The 18,230-nt window shown below is 60.8% G+C and carries 10 protein-coding genes; all 10 read right to left on the reverse strand.

Annotated elements, in window-relative coordinates:
- Positions 1 to 162: 162 nt before the first annotated feature.
- Positions 163 to 588, reverse strand: a complete 426-nt coding sequence (locus LB545_RS01235) for a hypothetical protein (protein ID WP_224704238.1) — start codon at positions 586 to 588, stop codon at positions 163 to 165.
- Positions 585 to 2,861 carry a hypothetical protein gene (locus tag LB545_RS01240; protein ID WP_224704240.1) on the reverse strand — a complete coding sequence of 759 codons (2,277 nt, stop codon included), beginning with the start codon at positions 2,859 to 2,861 and terminating at the stop codon, positions 585 to 587. The genes LB545_RS01235 and LB545_RS01240 overlap by 4 nt, the downstream gene beginning before the upstream one ends.
- Positions 2,858 to 4,438 carry a hypothetical protein gene (locus LB545_RS01245; RefSeq protein ID WP_224704243.1) on the reverse strand — a complete coding sequence of 527 codons (1,581 nt, stop codon included), beginning with the start codon at positions 4,436 to 4,438 and terminating at the stop codon, positions 2,858 to 2,860. Before LB545_RS01245 ends, LB545_RS01240 begins: the two co-directional genes overlap by 4 nt.
- A 5-nt stretch (positions 4,439 to 4,443) precedes the next feature.
- The gene (locus tag LB545_RS01250; protein ID WP_224704245.1) at positions 4,444 to 5,664 is read right to left on the reverse strand and encodes a tyrosine-type recombinase/integrase; all 1,221 of its coding nucleotides are present in this window, start codon (positions 5,662 to 5,664) and stop codon (positions 4,444 to 4,446) included.
- A 647-nt stretch (positions 5,665 to 6,311) separates the two neighbouring features.
- Positions 6,312 to 6,512 (reverse strand): hypothetical protein, encoded by a 201-nt coding sequence (locus tag LB545_RS01255; protein ID WP_224704247.1) that lies wholly within the window; start codon positions 6,510 to 6,512, stop codon positions 6,312 to 6,314.
- A gap of 684 nt (positions 6,513 to 7,196) precedes the next feature.
- A complete protein-coding gene (locus LB545_RS01260) occupies positions 7,197 to 7,625 on the reverse strand; it encodes a very short patch repair endonuclease (protein WP_224704250.1) in 429 nt (142 codons plus the stop codon).
- Between the two features lie 8 nt (positions 7,626 to 7,633).
- On the reverse strand, positions 7,634 to 13,147 hold the full coding sequence (locus LB545_RS01265; protein WP_224704252.1) for an ATP-binding protein: 5,514 nt from the start codon (positions 13,145 to 13,147) through the stop codon (positions 7,634 to 7,636).
- Positions 13,144 to 14,667 (reverse strand): hypothetical protein, encoded by a 1,524-nt coding sequence (locus LB545_RS01270; RefSeq protein ID WP_224704254.1) that lies wholly within the window; start codon positions 14,665 to 14,667, stop codon positions 13,144 to 13,146. Before LB545_RS01270 ends, LB545_RS01265 begins: the two co-directional genes overlap by 4 nt.
- Positions 14,664 to 16,769, reverse strand: a complete 2,106-nt coding sequence (locus tag LB545_RS01275; RefSeq protein ID WP_224704256.1) for a hypothetical protein — start codon at positions 16,767 to 16,769, stop codon at positions 14,664 to 14,666. Before LB545_RS01275 ends, LB545_RS01270 begins: the two co-directional genes overlap by 4 nt.
- A 3-nt stretch (positions 16,770 to 16,772) precedes the next feature.
- Complete coding sequence (locus LB545_RS01280; RefSeq protein ID WP_224704258.1) at positions 16,773 to 18,098, reverse strand: DNA cytosine methyltransferase; 1,326 nt, start codon at positions 18,096 to 18,098, stop codon at positions 16,773 to 16,775.
- Between the last annotated feature and the right edge of the window lie 132 nt (positions 18,099 to 18,230).

Here is an 18,230-nt window from a genome sequence, read left to right on the forward strand (position 1 = left end):
CACGAGATGCCTCGCCTTACACCATGCCGAAGTGCACAGTTTCGGGTGCTGTTGCGGACCAGACTTCTTGTGGGGCAAGGGTTTGCACCTAAAAACGACAGCTCTGGGGTGTTGCGTGGTGACATTTCTGAACGTTGCGCAGCCGCCACGAAGCTCTCGCTTTCAACCGTAAGTCTGGCAAGCGTTCAAAGCGATCAGCTCCTGCCGTATCTCCTCATGTTTGGCGAAGAATTTCCGCCAGGCGGCTACACCACCAATTTCGCCGACAGCCATCAACATCGCCCTATGCGACGCAGTCAGGATCGCAACCTGGCGCTCGAGTTTAGCGACCGTCTTTTTCTCCCGCTCCAATCTTGCAAGCAACTCCTCACGCGAGGATTTGTCGCGCGCGACAATGGCTCGAAGCCGGGCCTGCTCGCGAATACCGTCTTCGACCGCCTTCATGCGGTCGTCATCTCGCGTGATCGTCGACGGCGCTACATCCACGCGTCGAGCGACCGCCCGAGCTGTCACATCGAGATCATGGTCAATCAGCCAGGTGACGGCGGAGGCTACATCGTCGTCCGTCTTGTCAGGTTTCTTCATCATCCAATGTCCAACGGGGTTCGTTTGGTTGTCGAATTTCCTGAGAGGTCTGCCCCTTCGGGGAAGGCCTTTTGACCTGGCATTGCGTCACGCAATCGCGTCACGTTAGCGAGCTTGTTTTTTGTCTGCTCCAATTGCTTCGCCCGGCCTGGAGTGTTGGGAGAGGCGTTCTCGATGTGCTTCACCGCGGCACCGAGTTGCACCTCCATCGTCTGCAGGGCCTCGTCGGCTTCCGGATCATCGGTTTTGACGAGGCAGCTGCAACCGTTGAAGCATTCAAGATACATCGGGCACCCGGACGTGAGAAATGATTGCGTGCAGATGCCGTATGGAGTGGTGTGATAGCCGCCCACTTCCCCCGCAAGGAACTCCAGGCCGGCCGACTCACCCTCGGCTTCAACCACCCGATAGTATTCATCTATCACAGGACCGGCCGCCTTCCCCGTTCCTATCGCCTTTAGCAACTTCTGGGCAGGCTCAGGGAGCAGTCTCTTGGCCGATTCCGGCAATTCGATTGCATCGAGGTCCTCCGCCAGGCTGCGATGGTCGTAAACGTAGCTTTGAGCCACGCTCCGGCGGTTGAATATCTTTGTTATCGCAGTATCCGGAACATTCTGTCGAAAAAGCTCGGTATTTATAAGGTGCCGATCAGCGTGGGTTTTCGTCAATACCAACGCCCGGTCCTCCGGAGTGCGACCGTATCGGGAGAAAATGTTGTTGTCCCTGCCACCCATCATGCGACGGTATTCCGACGGAGTAAGCAGCCGAACCGAGCAGTACCTGTTTACATCCAGGATGTTGCCATTTCTGGCTTCAGTGATCGCCCGCCCAGGCATGAGAATCAGGCATTCGTGCGGATATAGGCGCGCGCCGTGCTCGAGCCGAAACGGCACAACTTCCGGCACCTTGGTTGGCATCGCGACCCTTGCCGCATCTTCCAACTCTCCGACCCTTACGTAGGCGTCCTTCCACTGTATGGGACCGGTCCACTCGGAGCCATCCGACGTGCGTGCGGGAAATAGCCGGCCTCCGGCAGCTCGTTTTCCGAATTGTAGGAAGTACATGACGACATACTTCCTCAGCGGTCCTTGAGGCGGGGTCTGCATTAGCCACATTCGGTCAAGAATTTCCGGATTGAAATTGGCTCGGTATTCTCCTTCGAGGTCGGGCGGGAGTTCTTCGACCGTTAGACGGACGTCGCCGGATAGGCGTGGATAGAATTCCCAAGCGGGAACCAATTGGTCTCTCTCGAACTCGGGGAACAGTCGGCCCGACTCGACCTGAGCCTTATACGTCCGGCGCAACGGAACCGTGAGCCTTTCGATATTTTCGAGGGCCTCCACGATCATCGGCGCCAGGCGGGGAGGAAGATCGAGCACATCTTCATAGAGCAGCGAGCTGTCTTCGTTCCTGCCCCGTTGCTTGCCCGGAAAATGGCGTAGGCCTATCGAGGTCGAGAACCCGTGGGCTTCCTCGGCGCTGCGCCCGTCCTTTAGTTTGTGCTCCTTCTGGCGGCGCCAATCCAAGGGAATGATGCAATTGTCCGCAATGCGAAAGCCTAACGCGCCATGTACTTTGATCGTCTCGAAGAGTATTGCGTCCGAGAGAGTCTTTGGGTGTTCTGTGAGCGCGATCCGCCACATTTCGTCCCACTCCCGTGCTCCAGGCAGCTTCTCCGGCGACTTACGGTCAGAAAGATTGTGCCGGATCGGAACCGCGGTCGATGGCTTCGCCCACGAAGCCCTATCTGCGCCCGCCAAGGCTATGGCAAGCAACGGCCCATGAGCCGAGATTTGATTGTCGTCCATGACGCGGCCCAAACACGTCTCCACCGATTCCCGAACAGCAGGCGCAATCGATGCGGCGATTTCGAGGGTGCGGCGCGCCAATCCCGGAGACATGTCCCATGGCTCGACCTTGCCAGCACATGTAGCCAAAACGCGAAGCGGTCTTACCCGGCGATCTTGGACCGTACCCGGAAGTCGCCTCTCAACAAACACCCAATCGACGATGGCTGCTTTGATCAAGTCGATCCAGTTCCGAGAAAGCTCTAGCTGGGGGTCGTTCGGAAGGTGAACCAGCGCCTTTCGCTCCACCCCGAGATCGGTGATGCGCGACTTGGGTGATCGAGGCAGCTGAAGAACCGAGCATAGGTCCCAGATATCCTGCTGGTGCACCGTTCCATCCCAGCAGATCCTTACGTCCCATTTCAATCCGTGCCGGCTCGCTATTTCGGCGCGCGCCGCGACGAAAGCGCGGAAGCTATCCTTGGTCATTGTTTGTTCTTCATTTCATCAATGATTGCTTCGACGGCCTCTAGCGTTGCGCGCAGCTGCCCAAAAGGAGACGACCCGTTGCCGTCAGGCGACTTGTCAAAGAACTGCCGGACAACAGGCCGTAGCACGTCCGCAACCTTCTGGTGCCGGTCCGCCCTTCTGATTGGCACAAACTTGTAGCATCCGTAGCAAGCGACGACTGGATACTTTGGGCACTTCCCAACACCAGCCTCGCATTCCCCGATCAGCGGGATAGGGGTGCCATGGACGGTTCCGCTAATCTGCTTGTCGGCGGGGCCGGCTTCCAGTTCCGACTGTGCGATCGACCGACCGCTGTATAGATCGTCAATTCGTCTGAACACTGGAGACAATCCCAGTGCTTCATTGACTCTCTTGGCGATATCCCTGGAGCCTTTGAAATAGACGTTGCCAGTTCTTGCGCTTGACTGCCCTAAAAAAGCAGCTAGTTCCTCGTGCGACGCGCCTGCATCGACCATCCTTTGAGCAGCGGTGTGCCGATAATCATTACAGCTTCGTGAGTGGCCAAGAATCTTCTTACTTACAACCTTGACGCACTGCGAAATCTCTGCCGGAGTGAGGCGAAAATACGATCCGGCAGTAAATTCCGGCGTAAGTGACTCCTCGTGCGTTACCGTGTGTATGTAGTGTTGTCGGTAGATCGGCGAAGGATCGCATTCCGATCGGCGACCATGATATTCCTGAAAGATCGGAGTCCAATCGGAGCTTATTTTCCTCAACATAGGAAATTTTTTGGCCTCGGATCGCTGCTTCGCCATATGGAACCGGACATGGACGGTGAGGCCGCCCCTCAGATTCGGGGATGTCCGAATCCGGATGTCGTCCGGCAAGACTTTTGAAATCTGGATCGGCCTCATCGCATGTTTTTTGGCGCATATGAGGACCGCTGCCTCCCGCAGATCATTCGCCGATACCGTCTTTCCGGCCCTGAGCGCCGAGGCCATGCCATCGAGGTACCGGATGATTGCACCTTGCTCCGACAGCGAGAGGAACACTTCCCCGATCTCGATCGATTTATAGAGGTTTCCCGGCGGGCCTCTAAAAGATCGGACGAAGTCGACATCGTTCTTTGTCAAAGACCCCAGGCCTTGGTCGCAGAGAAAGCGCAGGAAAGTCTTGCCTCCCCTGTAGGAGTGCGGATAGCCCTTCAGGAAGGGAAGGACCTCTCTGTGCCAATAGTCCCTCAAGCCTTGGCGATCCAACGCAAAGGGGTACAAGAAGGCGTCGGCGCCAAGCACCTCCAGAAGCCTGCAAAGGCCGGAGTGAAGGTTTGCCAGATAGGTCGGAGCGTGGCGCGTCATTGCCCAGACAATCAGGCGACGATGGAGCGCTCGTAGTGGCCTAGGTATCTCGAGCAGATTCAGGATCAACCGGGTTCCAGAGACGGCTACCGGGATTTTCATCACCGTGTCGGCCTGCTCGAGCGTCACGATCTGTTCGGAGTACGGATCATAGTACGACACGCTAGGCGGCACCGGATCAAGCCGCGAAAGATGATCTTCAAGCACGGCAAAGGCATCTTCCCGGTTACCCAGCACGGCGGCTATTCTCCCGTTTCGAGTTCTCTCAAATGCTCCACATGGGTGTCCCAACGGCGGTCCCAAACCTCCTGAAGGCGGTTCTCGAAATATGCGCGCGCGTAATGGAGCGGCATGTCGGACTTCCTCGACCATCCAAAGAAAACCTTGAGCTGAGAGACGGCGTCCTCCATTCCAACGCCGGCATCCAACATGTCCTTCAAGCGAACAACGGCTGCGGTATGCCGACATTGGTGCGGAGTGACACTGTCTACCGCCAGTCTTTTGTCCAACAACTTGATCGATGCCTCCGACAGGTGTTTGGTGATCGTGGAAAACACCGCGTTGACGGTGTTCTTGGCAATCGGGTTATTCCAAGCGGAGTTGAACAGGAATGTATGAGGCGGATTGCCGCGATAATTGTCGACATATGTTGCTACAAGAACTGCAATTTCTCTGGGAATTGGTATTTGACGCGTCGAGTAAGCCGTCTTTAGAAAGGGTCGGTCTTCGCGAGTGTCTGTATTATCTTCTTCCAGCGGCTCCACCACGTTCATCCAGTAGCGCTCAGCGCCTGTCCGAGGGTCAATCGCCCTAAAGATTGCATCGACTGCTAACAAGCATATCTCGCCGCGGCGCAGGCCCAAATGCAAAAGCAAGATCAGCATCAGGAAATTTCGGTATTTTTGGGGAACCGTTCGGAACGGATTACGCCTGGAATCGACCCGAATGATTTCGTAAAACTCTTCTATAACTTCGGAAGGGAGGGCTCTAAGCTGAGTTGTTGCTTCGTCAGGCCGAGTCTTTAGTCTTCTACACTCTTCATCCATCCTACCTATTGCCGATAACAGCTCTTTTGATTTAGGTATGCCGTCGATCAAGCAGATATGGCGGAGTATTTGGACTAGGAAATCAGACGCATAGCGCCACGTCTGCTGATTATCAATATTACTGTCGAGACCACCATTTCGAAGTTGAATAAACAAACCTTGCAAAATTGAAACCAGTGCATCGATATCGAGGTCGTTAATCAGTCGGTCCAGACAGTCATAGCCTAGTCTGACGCGAACAGCTTCGTGTAGGCGTTCCACTGCTGACACTACCTTGCCCCGCGTAGACTCCTTCCACCCGCTCCCATTCAGAACAAGCCAAGCGTGAAGCCAGTATCGAGGAATGCCTACCTCATCGACCATGATCGTACCTGCCAGCGAGCGAGGAACCATCCGGCTGGAAAGCCTAAATTTCAAACCTGCCCCCTTTCGGCACGGCGCCCGTTGGTTGCCCCCGATGCTAGACTGAGTGTAGCGACCCTCTTACTCAGCGGCGGTAGCGAACTTCGGCGCAATTGTGCCGTGAGGGGAGGGTTCGGCGATTTGCCGGCAAACGCGATCATGTTCACGCGATCTCAACCGAGCCTACTTGCGTTCCGGGTGATCTAGGTGAAAACCCCCGCAACATGCCGATCCTCATACTGGGCCCAACGCAGAGGCACGGATTGCTTGCACAAGCAGCGGAGCAGACGTCTCCGTTCCGAGTGTCGAGACATTTTCCAGGCGACACTACGAACGACGCGACGTCGAAATTCTTGAGGTCGGCAAGAGCCTGCTTCAGGTCTCCAGGTTTCAGAGCGAATGAATTTTCTGGCCCCGCAGCCTCACTTCCAGCTTCGTTGTCGTTTCGACGGGTGCGCCCCGAACTGCTAGCATTGTCTGCCATCATTGTTCTCCATGGAGCGACAATCGCCCTGGCACGCGGGTGAGCATTCTCTCGCCTCGCGGGAGAGCCCAAGCCTCGAATCACTCTTGCCTGATGACGAAAAAGCTAATCCGAAGCTCGCGGAAGGTCAACGATTTTCACGAGCATAATCAAATGGTTAGCTATGAGTCTCGCATCCTCATAGTCTCATAGCGCTAGGACGTTGATCTTTCTCATGATCCGAAGTTTCGATCATCCGAGGTTGGTCAGCGATGGTCGCGTAGCCGCCGATCCGGCCGACCGGCCCGCTCTCACGGTTTGCATTGCTGAAATGGTCGAACGGACCAAGTCTGTGGCGGCCATTGCCGATGCCGCCCGACGTCAGAAGAAACTTCTTCATGCAGGTCTCTCCCAGGAGGGTGAAGCGGAGCGCAGGATCGCGTCTGCAGGAGTTCCAGAATTTCTATTTGCAAAATTGCAAGCGGCCTTATCGGCAAGAAGCTTGCGGCACCGATGTGTTCAAGGCCGCTTTCGACTATGAGGCGAAGCACGGACGCCGCTCACTACGGCGGAGCTGCGGTTTGCTCAGTCCTCTTTTGCCGCTAGCGGATGATTCATCCCTGGCGTCGCATAGATGCTCTCAGGCGCTCACAAGGTGCCATCAGGAAGGCCGGGAAAAAGCGCTGGTCTGAAACAGCGTCTCTCAGGGCACGCGTCCTAGAACTGGAGGGCTTGCTAGCGGCACGCAACAAGGATTGCGTCGACTTAATAGTTCTTCTCAAGAGCATCAGGAAGGATCTACGGAACTTGCAAGCAAACCGGAGGGCTGGAGTCGAATGAGCATCCCCGATCCGAAAGGCGGACCCAGCACACCACCTTCGCCGCTCCGGGCAATTGGGCGATCATTTCAGGACTATGAAGAAAGGGTTGCCAATCTTGAGACATTGGTGGCCACACAGGCCCAAGAAATAGAACGCCCAAAGGGCTTATTGGCCAATGGATCGGCAGCGAAAGCCGAGGCAACGTATACGTAGGTTCCGGAGATCAGCGGCTTCCATCTTCGTCGTCAAGTTCATCGAACGACTTACCTGCCGGGGAGAGTGATCTCCGACGCAACGCGCCGAGCGACCTCGTCAACCTTTCGTTGGGATCCCAGCTCGCATTCCCAGGCGACCATAACCTTCCAGCCGCGCTCCTCGAGGGCCGCTGTGTTTTGCTGGTCGCGATGGACATTGCGGTCGAACTTCTCCTGCCAAAACGGCGTCCGGCTTTTCGGGGTCGACGCGACCTTGCACCCGGCATGGCGATGCCAGAAGCAGCCATGCACCAATACGACGGTCTTGAATTTCGGCAGGACGATGTCCGGCGTCCCTGGCAGGCGCCGGTAGTGCACGCGGAACCGCAGGCCAAGCGCATGGAGAGCCCGCCTCAATGCCAGTTCCGGCGACGTATCCTTCGACCGGATGCGCGACATCCGTTCCGAGCGTTGCTCTGTGGAAAGGAAGTCAACCATCGCTGCCGCTACTCCTCTCGAGGCGGGGCCTGAAGAAGCTCGAAGAAAGGGAAACCGCGGATGATCTCACCGGGGACGTCGAACGACTTGTACAGGCACTGGTGGTTCGCCAGCGTCTTCACGCGTTCTGCGAGCTCGCCCGCGCTTGCCGCTAGCCCGAGCGCGGATAGCTCTGCCGCTGTGACGTTCGGCACCTTGTGCACGAACCAAGTTAGCAACGGCTCGCGGTAGTCGGTGGCGCCCGCCTTGAAGTGCCGCAGGTATTGCGAGGCCAGGATGATACCCGTGCCGAACTCGCGTCCCTGGAGAAGCAGCTTGCGAAGCACATCGAACTCGTAACGCATGATGTTGTCCGCTTCGTCGACCAGCAGGTACGAGTCGATTGCCCGGAGCTGTGGGCTGCTTCCGATGAATGGCCGCTTCGGCGTCCTCAGCATGTTCTCGTAGAACATGTTCAGCATTACCGCCACGAGCATGTTCTTGCTGTGGTCGTCTTGCCCGAGGGCATCCAGCGCGACCACAACGACGCCTTCGAGAAACTGGTCGAACGGCACGGTGCGCGACTGGTCTGGCTCGAAGATCTCCATGTCCATCAAATCGTCTATGATCGCCATTGGCGAGTCGGCCTTTCCGTCCAGAATCGCAGCATAGGCCGCGTGGACATCGCGGAGCGTCGGAGGCGCGTCTTGGGGGGCTGCGTCATATGCCTCCCGCACTGCGCGCTTGAGCTTATCCCTCTGGACCGGGCCGATGCCGGGATAGATCTTGCCGAGCACGTCGGCGAAAAAGCGAAACCGGTCGAGCCAAGGCGTGGGGACGTCGCCGATCGTCCTAGTGTCAAACAGGTTCAATGGCAGGCGGTGAGGGCGCACCACGCGCGCGCCTGTAGCCGCGACGAAATCCTCACTGCTATAGTCCCGCTTGTAGTCGAAAATGAGGAAGCGCGGTCGTATCCCTCGGTTCGCTGGGCCTGCAGCAGAAATCTGCGTGATGAGCGACTTCAGCAACTGCGTCTTGCCTGTCCCGAGGTCCCCGACGACGCCCATGTTCAACTGGTTAAGCCTCGTGTCCGAGATATTGAGCGAAAGCTCCCTCGGCTTGAAGCCATCGACGGTCTTTCCAACCTGAAGGACGACCCCGATGCCTTGGTCCTCTGCATTGCCGTCCATCGCCGCCGAACGCGCAGTGGTGACGATGGAGATGGCTGGGGGAAACGTCGGTGAATCCGGTTCGCTTTCCGATTCATTGCTTCCGTCTGGTGGCGTTTCGACCGGGGGCGGCGCCACTGTCGTTGGCTCCCCCCGCTCGTCCATGCCAGCCCTCACTACCTGGCCAGCGGGCACGGGCATGAGCGCCCAGTCGCCCACTCGGGCCTTGACCATGGCGTAGAAGCTCGAAGGGTCGCCGGCCACGATCTGGCCCGCGTCCTCGCGTCCTATGACGATCGTCTCGTCGAACCCATCGCCGTCATGGTCGCGCGGCGCGCTCGATGGCGATTCATCGACAATGACAAGGCGGCCGCGGTGGTCGATCTCGACACAGTCGTCGCCGTCGAGGATCGCTTTCGCGACTCGTTCATGCAGTTCCGACCATTCGGCAGAGTGCCCTTTGACATCGTCCTGCTGGCTGTAGACCCGCATGCCGAATCCGATGATCGAAAGCATCAGGTGCTGGAAAGCCAGTCCCCAAAGCCGGGGCTGATTGGGATGGGGTGCCATCGCCTCAAGCAGCGATGATAGTGCCTTGGCCTGCTCAAGCGCCTCGACGGCATCGCCTGCTGCGTAAGAAGCCGTAGGCCTGCACTTCACCTCTACCGGCGTCAGCTTGATGCGCAGCCTGCCGCCCGCGAAGTCGATGCCTACTACCATCAAGTCGGGTCTTAGAAGCGCAAGGTCTTTCCGGTCCTTCCCAAGAGTACGGCAAAGGTCGCCGATGTACCCTCGGAATGGATCGACCGGGACCACGATCGCGATCGCCGGCTCGTCCTCGCTTCCCTTGAGCACGGGGAGCACTCCACCGGAATAACCCGCCTCCGCTCGGAACTTGTCCTGAAGGAGCCGGACGGCCACGAGGACGCCAAGGTCACCCGTCGCGCCCGAGTCGTCGCCTGCGAGGCCCTTGATCGTCGGAATGCCCCGCCGTGCCACCTCGAGCAGCACATCCTTGACCTTGGCCGGTTCTATGCCTTTGCAGCCCGGCAGGCGGTCGAGGGCTTTGGCGAGCGCTTCCCGGTCTGCATCGGTCACCTGCGAAAGGAGATAGTAGCCATTTGTGTCGCCCGAGCGGTGGGAATAGGACGGCAACTCATAGTCCCAGAGGTAGGCTCCCTCGAGCCAGCCCCCCAGGAAGCATGCGGGATCGATCGCCGATGATGATACTGCCACGAAGTCGGCCCGCCGTCCCTGCAGCATGTGCCTCACCTCGTGCACATTAGGGGCAAATTGCAGGCCGACGCGGGTTGCCGACAGGTTCTCCATCGCTGCGACCAATCCCCCGACTTTGTCGGCGAGAACATCGCCGGACTGTGCCGGTGGCGTGGACTGGCGGGACTCATTGAGGAATATGCGCGGCAGCTGCCGGCGGACGCGGTGCCGTGACAAGGCGCCGAAGCCAAGCGGGGTGCGCTGGTCTACTGCCGCGATCCCAGGTTCGGACATGTCGAGCTGCGCAATGATCCCGAGGTCAGGGATGCTGCGGGGTGGCTGGCCGCTATACCACCGGACGGCATTCCGCGTATCTTCGGACAGGTTCGCGATCTTGGCGTCATCCGGGCGGGCATCATCGGTCCTGTCGTCGAATATCTCGACCAACCTTTGTCCTGTCGCGCGCGAGCGCGGCCGCTTCGCTTCCGGCTGGAAGCGTGTCGTGCACCATTCGATGAGCCCGTCGTTGCACGCATCCGTGGCGCCACCCGCGCTCGACACAGCAATCGAGACTACTGGCTTGGCGGCAAGCAGCTCGGAGACGTCATCTAGCGCCCTGACGACCTGCGCGGCGCTGAAGCCGACCGATATGCCGCCAACGCTGATCCCGAACTCGTCGCCAAAAGGGGCGTCCATTGACCGGCGAGCAAGGTTGGCGAGGCTCGACCCGTTCCAGAGCACTGACCAATAGTCGGTGCCGTTCTCGACCGCGAGGTACTCAATCTGGTCCACTCCCGATGGCGACCGCACGAACATGGTCATGATGTCGGGGACGCAATCAGGGTCGAGCACGCTGGCGGCAGGGCATGGCTTGCCCTGCTCGTCGGCGTCGGACAGGACACCCTGCGCCACGACATGCCAGCCCACCCGTAGTGGATGGAAGGGCGAGAGCAGGACGGCATCCGGCACCCGGGCCAGGCTGCGCCCGCTTCCATCAAGCGAGGCTATGGCGACGACATCGCACCAGCAAGCGACCTCTGGTGCTGCAGCCAGCCAGGCATGGTACGCATCAACATACCGCTCGACGACCGCCCTGAATTCCTCATCGCGTGCGGCCCACTCGCCAAGTCGAGCGATCTCGAAGACCCCGGACTGGTCGCCGTCCCCGCGCACGCGGTTGGCAATCTCCTCGCGCAAGGCGAGGAATTCCTCCGGCGGGTCGAATTCGTCAGGCGCGGGGCGCGGGTCGCAAATGAACCTCCCTTCGGACATGATGGGCCCACTCTCGGCTCCCCACCTTGGCGGCGCCCAGTGCGCGCCATAGTCCTCCGCCAGCACGATGGGCTGGTAGGACTGCCGAACTGATTCCGGCGCCAGCAGCCAGTCCTGGAGCATCGTCGATCGGACGGCGCGGTTGACCTGGATGACCGCCTTGGCGTCGAAAGGCTCAAGCGGGCGCCTGTTGGCCCGTATGAGGCGCTCGAACTCGCTCCGGCACCCAACTTCAGGCGCGTCTTCGCAGGTCAGGTAGACGCGGCAAGTCTCATGGGAGAACGAGCCATCCCGGATCGGGCGGGCAAACCTGAAGTCGACCTGCAGATTCCCTTCCGCCTCGACCTCGAGCTGGAAGATCGAATCTCGGAGGTCGCGCACCACCAGGTGCGTGGCCGCCTCGGCCCGCCCGTCCGCTTGCTCCGCGGTGCTCGTCGCCGATGGCTCAAGCTCAATTCCGGGCGAAACGAAGACGAGGAGCTCGTAGCGACCTTGACCTGGCAATGTCAGGCTCGATTCCCAGTCGGCTCCACTTCGCGCGGCTCCCCTCGCGGGCTTGCGAGGGCCGGTGAACTTCCTTGCCAGGCGACAGCCTACGAGGATGCCGGGTTGCCACGTCGCCAGCGACACGACCTTCATCGAGCCCGGCTTGAATCCTTCAGCCGTCGCCTTGTAGCTAATCGGGTTCTTGTGCTGCGGCGGAGCCGCGTCCGACAGGATCTTGTCGGAGTCGGCCTCGATCTCGCCTACCTCCTTTGATCCGCCGGCCGGCGTGCGCTGCACCTCAACTCGGGCACCGCTCTGATCGCCACCCTTCGTCGCGAACTTCAGGTCGACCCGATCCACTACGACGGCGGGCATTGCCTTCCCAAGCGCAGCAATTGCGTTGACGCATTCCATGACGATGTCGCCAGAGACCACCGACTCCTCGGCGAGTAACTCCGACCACTTCTCGACGTCTAGGAAGTTCCACCAGTCGGGCGGAGGGCCAAGCTCCAGGCCCTGCATCGGCGCATAGAAGGCCGCGGGCGCACGATCGAAGGCGCTCTGGACCTGCCAGCCAGCCCTTACGTGGGTGTGAAACTGCTCGAGCGCGTCCCGCTCATCGTCCGTGGCACCATCTGCCAGGCGGTCGATGCCATTGCGGAAGCCGTCAGCCATCGCGTCGGCAATCTTGTCCAGTGTCCCAAGCTGGTCGTGAGCTGACAGCGACCCATCGCGCCGTGGAGGCACCCCGCACGCCAGGCTCACGCCAAATCCAGCCGGGAGGCCGAGTCCGCGGTCGATCGCTAATAGCCGGGCGAGCACGTTCCATGCCCCCTTGCGGGTAGGGCGGTCGGGGTCCACTTCGTCGGCCGCGCGGGCGGCGGCTTCGACTAGCAGGCGACCTTCTTCCGCCATTGCCTCGGTCAGGCCAGCACGCGCGAGGCCATCGGAGACTACGCGCTGCACGAAGGCGTCATCCCACCAGCTCTCGAAGGTTGCGTTTCCCCCGTTGCTGACCTCCGCGACCCCGAACCTGTCGGTCGTCGACGACACGGACAGGATGCTGTGCTCGCCCGGCGGGACGAGGGCCACGAAGCTCGGCAGCTCGGGCAGGTTCCTGAGGTCCAGCAGATGCGTTTCGTCGCATCTGCCCGACTCCCCGATCCCAGGGTTTCCCCCTGGTAGCTGTGCACGGGGAACCTGCAGAAGATAGGGCGGCCGCGATCCCGCCACGGCCTCGGACTCGCGGACGAGATGGTCGAACACCTCCGAGAGGATCTCGAGTGGCGGCCCATGGAAGACAAGCCTAACCTCAGCCTGCCCGGCAGTCCCGAGATCCGGTGACGCGATGCCTACCTGCGCAGAAACATAGTCGGCAAGCGCTTGCGCGATTGCATTCATGGCTGCTCCCTTCCGCTAACCGGTGACAACCGGAACGGCGGCACGAGCAGCATACCGCTCTCAGCATCAGGGCTGTCGAGGACGAGGCCGAGCATCCTTAGCTGCTGGCCGAGGTCATTCTGCGGTATGTCCCTGTGGGCCATGCTGACGCCATATTGAGCCAGATGCTGGGCGAGCCGGTGAACCGATCGAGGGCCGCCAACGCCAGCAAGGGAACAATGCACCAGCGCCAGTACGGCCACCGGGCCGAGGGACACGATCCACGGGCTATTCGCACTAGCGCCAGCCTTCCTCAGGACATAGCCTTGGTCATAGCCCCTGAGGGTGGGATTGGCTGTTTGGCGCTGGCCAAGCACGTGGCGGACGAACTCGTTGATATTCGATCCGATGCCCTTCCGGCAGAGGAGCGTGCGCGTTTCCCTGTCCTCGAGACTGGCCACGACGTCCCGCACCCCCGTCGCCTGGAGGTGAGCCCGGTTTGCGCGGACTTGGTCGCAAAGCTCGGCCAGGCCATGCGAGGAGGACAGGCCATCCGCTGGCGCGATCCCTAACGAATCCAAAGCCCATAAGGTCGCGTTTATGCCGAGGCGAGCCGCAAGGAAGCGGGAGACACTGTCCCGGATCGAGGGCAAGGCCTTGTTCCCATAGGGTAGGCAAGCGAGGCGCTCGGGGAACAATGCCACGCGCGAGGCGTCCACCCCCTCGGGACCTTTTCCGTCTAGGGCTGAGGACAGTGCAAGCCATGCGCGAGAGTGGACCTCGCACAGCCACACGACATGGGCGACCGCACCTAGGCGAATGACAGCCTCCAGCAGGCTGGTCCACTGGCGGCGCGTCATTGTCGACTTTGCCGCGATCACAGCCTTGAGGTCGTGGACAAACTGGCGCGCGGGAAACACATCGATGCTGGCGTCGTCCCTCGCTATCACGGGGTCGGCGCGCGGGGTTGCCAGCTGCCAACTGGGCTCCGGCACCCACGCCTCGACCTCGGCTTGCAGGAACCGGGCAAATACGTCGTCCTCGACGCCGACCGACAGCGCCTCGAAGAAGGCTTGCCAGGTGGCCTCTGCTACAGCCGGATCGCTGGACCCAAGCCAAATCATTCGCTTGACAAGCTGGCCGGCGGTCCAGGGATTGCCGGCCAGTCGCGCCGATCCAGAGAAGATGCTCAGCTGCGGCACCAGCGGCGTCACCTGCAGGAAGCGCTTGGTCGATTGGTTCGGGAGCTTTGGGCTTTCCAGGATAGAGCCGAGCAACGAGCTGAAGGAGTCTGGGTCAAGCGTGGAGCCCTCCGGTCCCTTTCCGCGCTTCCTGGCACGCTTGATCGCTTGGTCGAGATCGCGGCCGCGCTGTGGCACCGTACGCTCGGTCGCACCCTCGAGGCCGATGACCCGGTAGACGGAAGAGAGGATCACCTCCGAGCTGGCGTATTCCGGCGCGGGCGTCATCGCTAGCCGTGCCCTTGAGTAGGCTTCGTGCGAGTTCGCCCAAGGTGCATCGCGGAACTGCGCAAGCGTCATCGCCGCCCGGTCTCCCTGAGCAAGCCAAATCCCTCCCGCCGCTGCTGGACGGCGACTCCGCCAGTGCCGAGCCTGATCTCGGCGCGAGGCAGCACCACCGCGTCCCGGACGATCGGACCGCCGAGGCGAGCGCCCGTTGTGTCCAGAAGCGCAAGGACGGACCGCGGAAGCGACGCGACCGACATGCCGCGATCGACCTCCTTCACTGCCTTGAACAGGTCATAGGTCAGGGCGATTTTCTGGGCGGATGCGCCATCGCCGACTTCCAGGAAGCGGAGCGGCGAGCACGGACGCCCCTCCTGTAGGGTATCTGTTGGCTGAACGTGGCGCCGTTGGACGACAAGCGTCGCGCGCCTCGTCGGCGGGGGCAATGGCTGCCCGAACGTTGTCGTAAGCGACACCTCAAAGTCCTGATTCTTGTTAAGGAGCCGCTCGACGTCCCGCGCAACCTCGAAGACCCCATCGCCGCCATCGTCCACGATCTTCTGGAATTCACGAAGCACCTCGGCATCCAAGACGGTAGCGGTCCTTGCGCCAATGCTCCGCCGGACCATCCGGCAGGCAAAATCACGGACTAGACGCTGCACGCGAGTGGCGACAGCCGGCTTTTTCCGGCGCACCTGCTGCCTCGAGAGGAAGGAATCCAGCTCGGCAAGCCTGCTGAGGAGGTCGGTCTCAATGCCGGAGAGTACGCGCGACTTCCTGACGTGGTCCAGCCCCTCAGCGACCGAGCGGCTGAAGCGCGTGTCGAAGTCGCGGAGCACGTAGGTCGTGCCGTGCGTTGCCGCCGCCTCGCTTTCTGGGCTTGCCAGCGCAGGATCGAGCAGCTGGTCGAAACCGTCGAGGAGGCCGGAGATCATTGTTGGCAAATAGGAGGCTCGACGCGACGCAAGGAACCATTGCAGGCCCATGGCAGTGTTGTTGTCCTTGAGGCCGAGCTCGGTAAGATCGCGCAGCAGGGCCAGACCTGCCTCCTTGTCCCAGCCGTGGAAGAGGGCGTGCTGGTATTGCGCGCCGACGAGCTGGAAGATGGCGATGGAACTGTCCTTGCGCGGGCGAGCACTTGCCAGGGCCTCCTGATCAAGCCGGAGGCGTGATGCCGCCCATTCGCACGGGGAACTTTCGTCGAGGGAGGCATCGTCTCGGTGTCCCGCAAGCAGATACGAGACGAGCGAGAACAAGTCACGGAAACTCCAACGCTTCCCGCTCCCGATCTCGAACCACCTCAACATCTGCTGCAGCGCTGCCGCTGGTCGCTCCCGCGCGAGCTGCGAACGGCTTCCACAAAATGGACACTGCGCTCCCGCGGCACACGTGCCCGGCTGCGGCCAAAGGCTGGCGTCAAGTGCCTTGCGGAATATCTCCACTGCCGGGGCCGGGTCGCCGTTCTCGGTGCCAACGAGCAACGACTCCATGTCCATCGGCCACACGGCAACCTCCGGATAATCGTCGAGAGGCCAGCAGGCAGGGGCGTCGGGCGACAGGCTGACCGCCTGGCTGGTGCATTCCAGAAGCCTGCGCGCTTCGTCCGCCCCAGCCTCGATGGCCGATATGAGCGCATCGTCGAGCACGCCGCGGTTTACGCAGCAAAGGTAAAGCTCGCGCGAGCCCGGGACCGTCGCCGATGTCAGCTCGCGAAGGAGCAGGCTGGCGGCTGACTGACCTGACGAGCCTGCAATGACCGAGGCGTCCTGGACAATGGAGAGCGGTAGGTCTCTGGTCGGCGAAGCGAGGGCACCTGCATCGAGCGTGATCGTGCGGGGGACCTTCTCGCCGTCGGGCTTGAAGGCGACCTCTAGCGCGCTCAGCAGCTTGCCGTCGCAGCCAAGGGCGTCGTCGAGCCAGACCATCGTCGTCTCGATTGCCTCGGTCTTGCCGTTGCCCGGCCCGCCAACGAGGAGAATGACCCGCGGCGTCCCGTCCTTGCCGGCGCCAATATCCGCGCACCACTGCTGTAGGCGCGACAGCAGGTTCGTCCTGAAGACCGCAGCACCCGGCCGCCCACTTTTCTCGTCGAACAAGCGACGGACACCACCGGAGCGGTTTCCCGCCCACCTGAGCAACTGCGCGGGATAAGGCATTGCGGTTTCGTTGGTCTCCATGCGCTAGCCCAACGCCGCCATGGCCGGGCGCTTTGAGGCCGGCCCGACGACCTTCCTGCCAACCTCTATCTCGTCGAGTGCCTTGCAGACTGCACTTCCGATTGCCCGTGCGAGGTGGGGCGGTACCGCGTTACCGACCTGGGTATATCGCGGGCATTCCTTGGTCCGGCGATCACCACCGGTGGTGAACTTGCCCTTGAACTGGAACCAATCCGGGAAGGATTGCAAGCGCGCGCTCTCACGGACCGTTAGGATGCGAGGCTCGGAATAGTGCAGCACATCGTCAGGAAGTGTCGTAATTGTTGGTGCCGGTTCAGTCGGAGACATTGGGTAGATGCGGTGCTTCTTCAGTCCGTAGCCGCGCCGCGCTTCGTCGTCCATGCGGACGCCACGCCGGCATTCTGCAAGGATTCGCCCGAAGCGCTCGCGCACGTCGTCCCGGTGTCGGGCGAGGCGCATACTGTCGGGCTGTCCGTCGTGATCGCTGCGCATCAGCCGCTGGTAGCGTGTCGCAGGTTCGCCCCGGCGCGCCTCCTGAAAGCCGCGAGGGGATTCGGGATCTTCGCAGGGGCGTAGCTCCACGCCAGCGATCTCAAGGTCCGAGATTGCTTCCCTGGCGGATATAGCGTCAGGCAGGCCGAGCTCCTCGAGCTGGGACCCCCGAACCTCCTCGAGTAGCTCGAAGACACGGCAAACGCCTCCATCCAGCCAGTCAGCCAGATCACGCCGGACTCCAATGGCAATCAGCCGCGACCGCTTCTGCGGCACGCCGAAACGAGAGGCGTCGACCAATTTGGCCTCAACCTTGTAGCCGATGCCATCCAGACTCTCGACGAGCTTGTCATAGAAGGAACGCTTCTTGGGTGTCGGGCCGATTGGTAACTCGACAACATTCGAGGGTCGATGAACGATGCGCATCCCGGGCACATTCTCGAGGATGAGGGCAATCGGACGTATCGCGTCGACCGCTTCAACGTATTTTTGGAAAAGCTGATTTCGCGGATCATCCTCGACCCGCCGCCCAGCGAAGCTGAACCCTTGGCAGGGCGGCCCGCCCGCGAGTACGTCGACCTTGCCGCGCAGCTTCAACAGGTCGGACTTGTGCTCCTCCAGAAGCTCGTCAATGCCCCAGGCACGTTGGTCAAGCCAAGTCGGCCATTCGAAAGCATGGCCCGTATTGGAGGACTCGGAAACGAAGTTCGCATGAAAAGTCTGGAATGCCATGGGATCGCGCTCAACGGCGAACAGGCCTTGCATGCCGGCCATCGAAAGCCCTAGTGACAATCCACCGCATCCAGAGAACAAATCTACGAACCTACGAGCCTTCATCGGCAACGCTCATCCAATTGCTGCTCGACACTTTGCGAGCAAGCTAAAACGAGGAACCGGGCTTCGTTCTTCTTGGGCTCGATAGACGCGAATCTTTCCCCTTGCGACGCAAAGCCATAGCAAGGAATGCCA

This window comes from Mesorhizobium sp. BR1-1-6 (assembly GCF_020165355.1).
Taxonomy (GTDB): domain Bacteria; phylum Pseudomonadota; class Alphaproteobacteria; order Rhizobiales; family Rhizobiaceae; genus Mesorhizobium.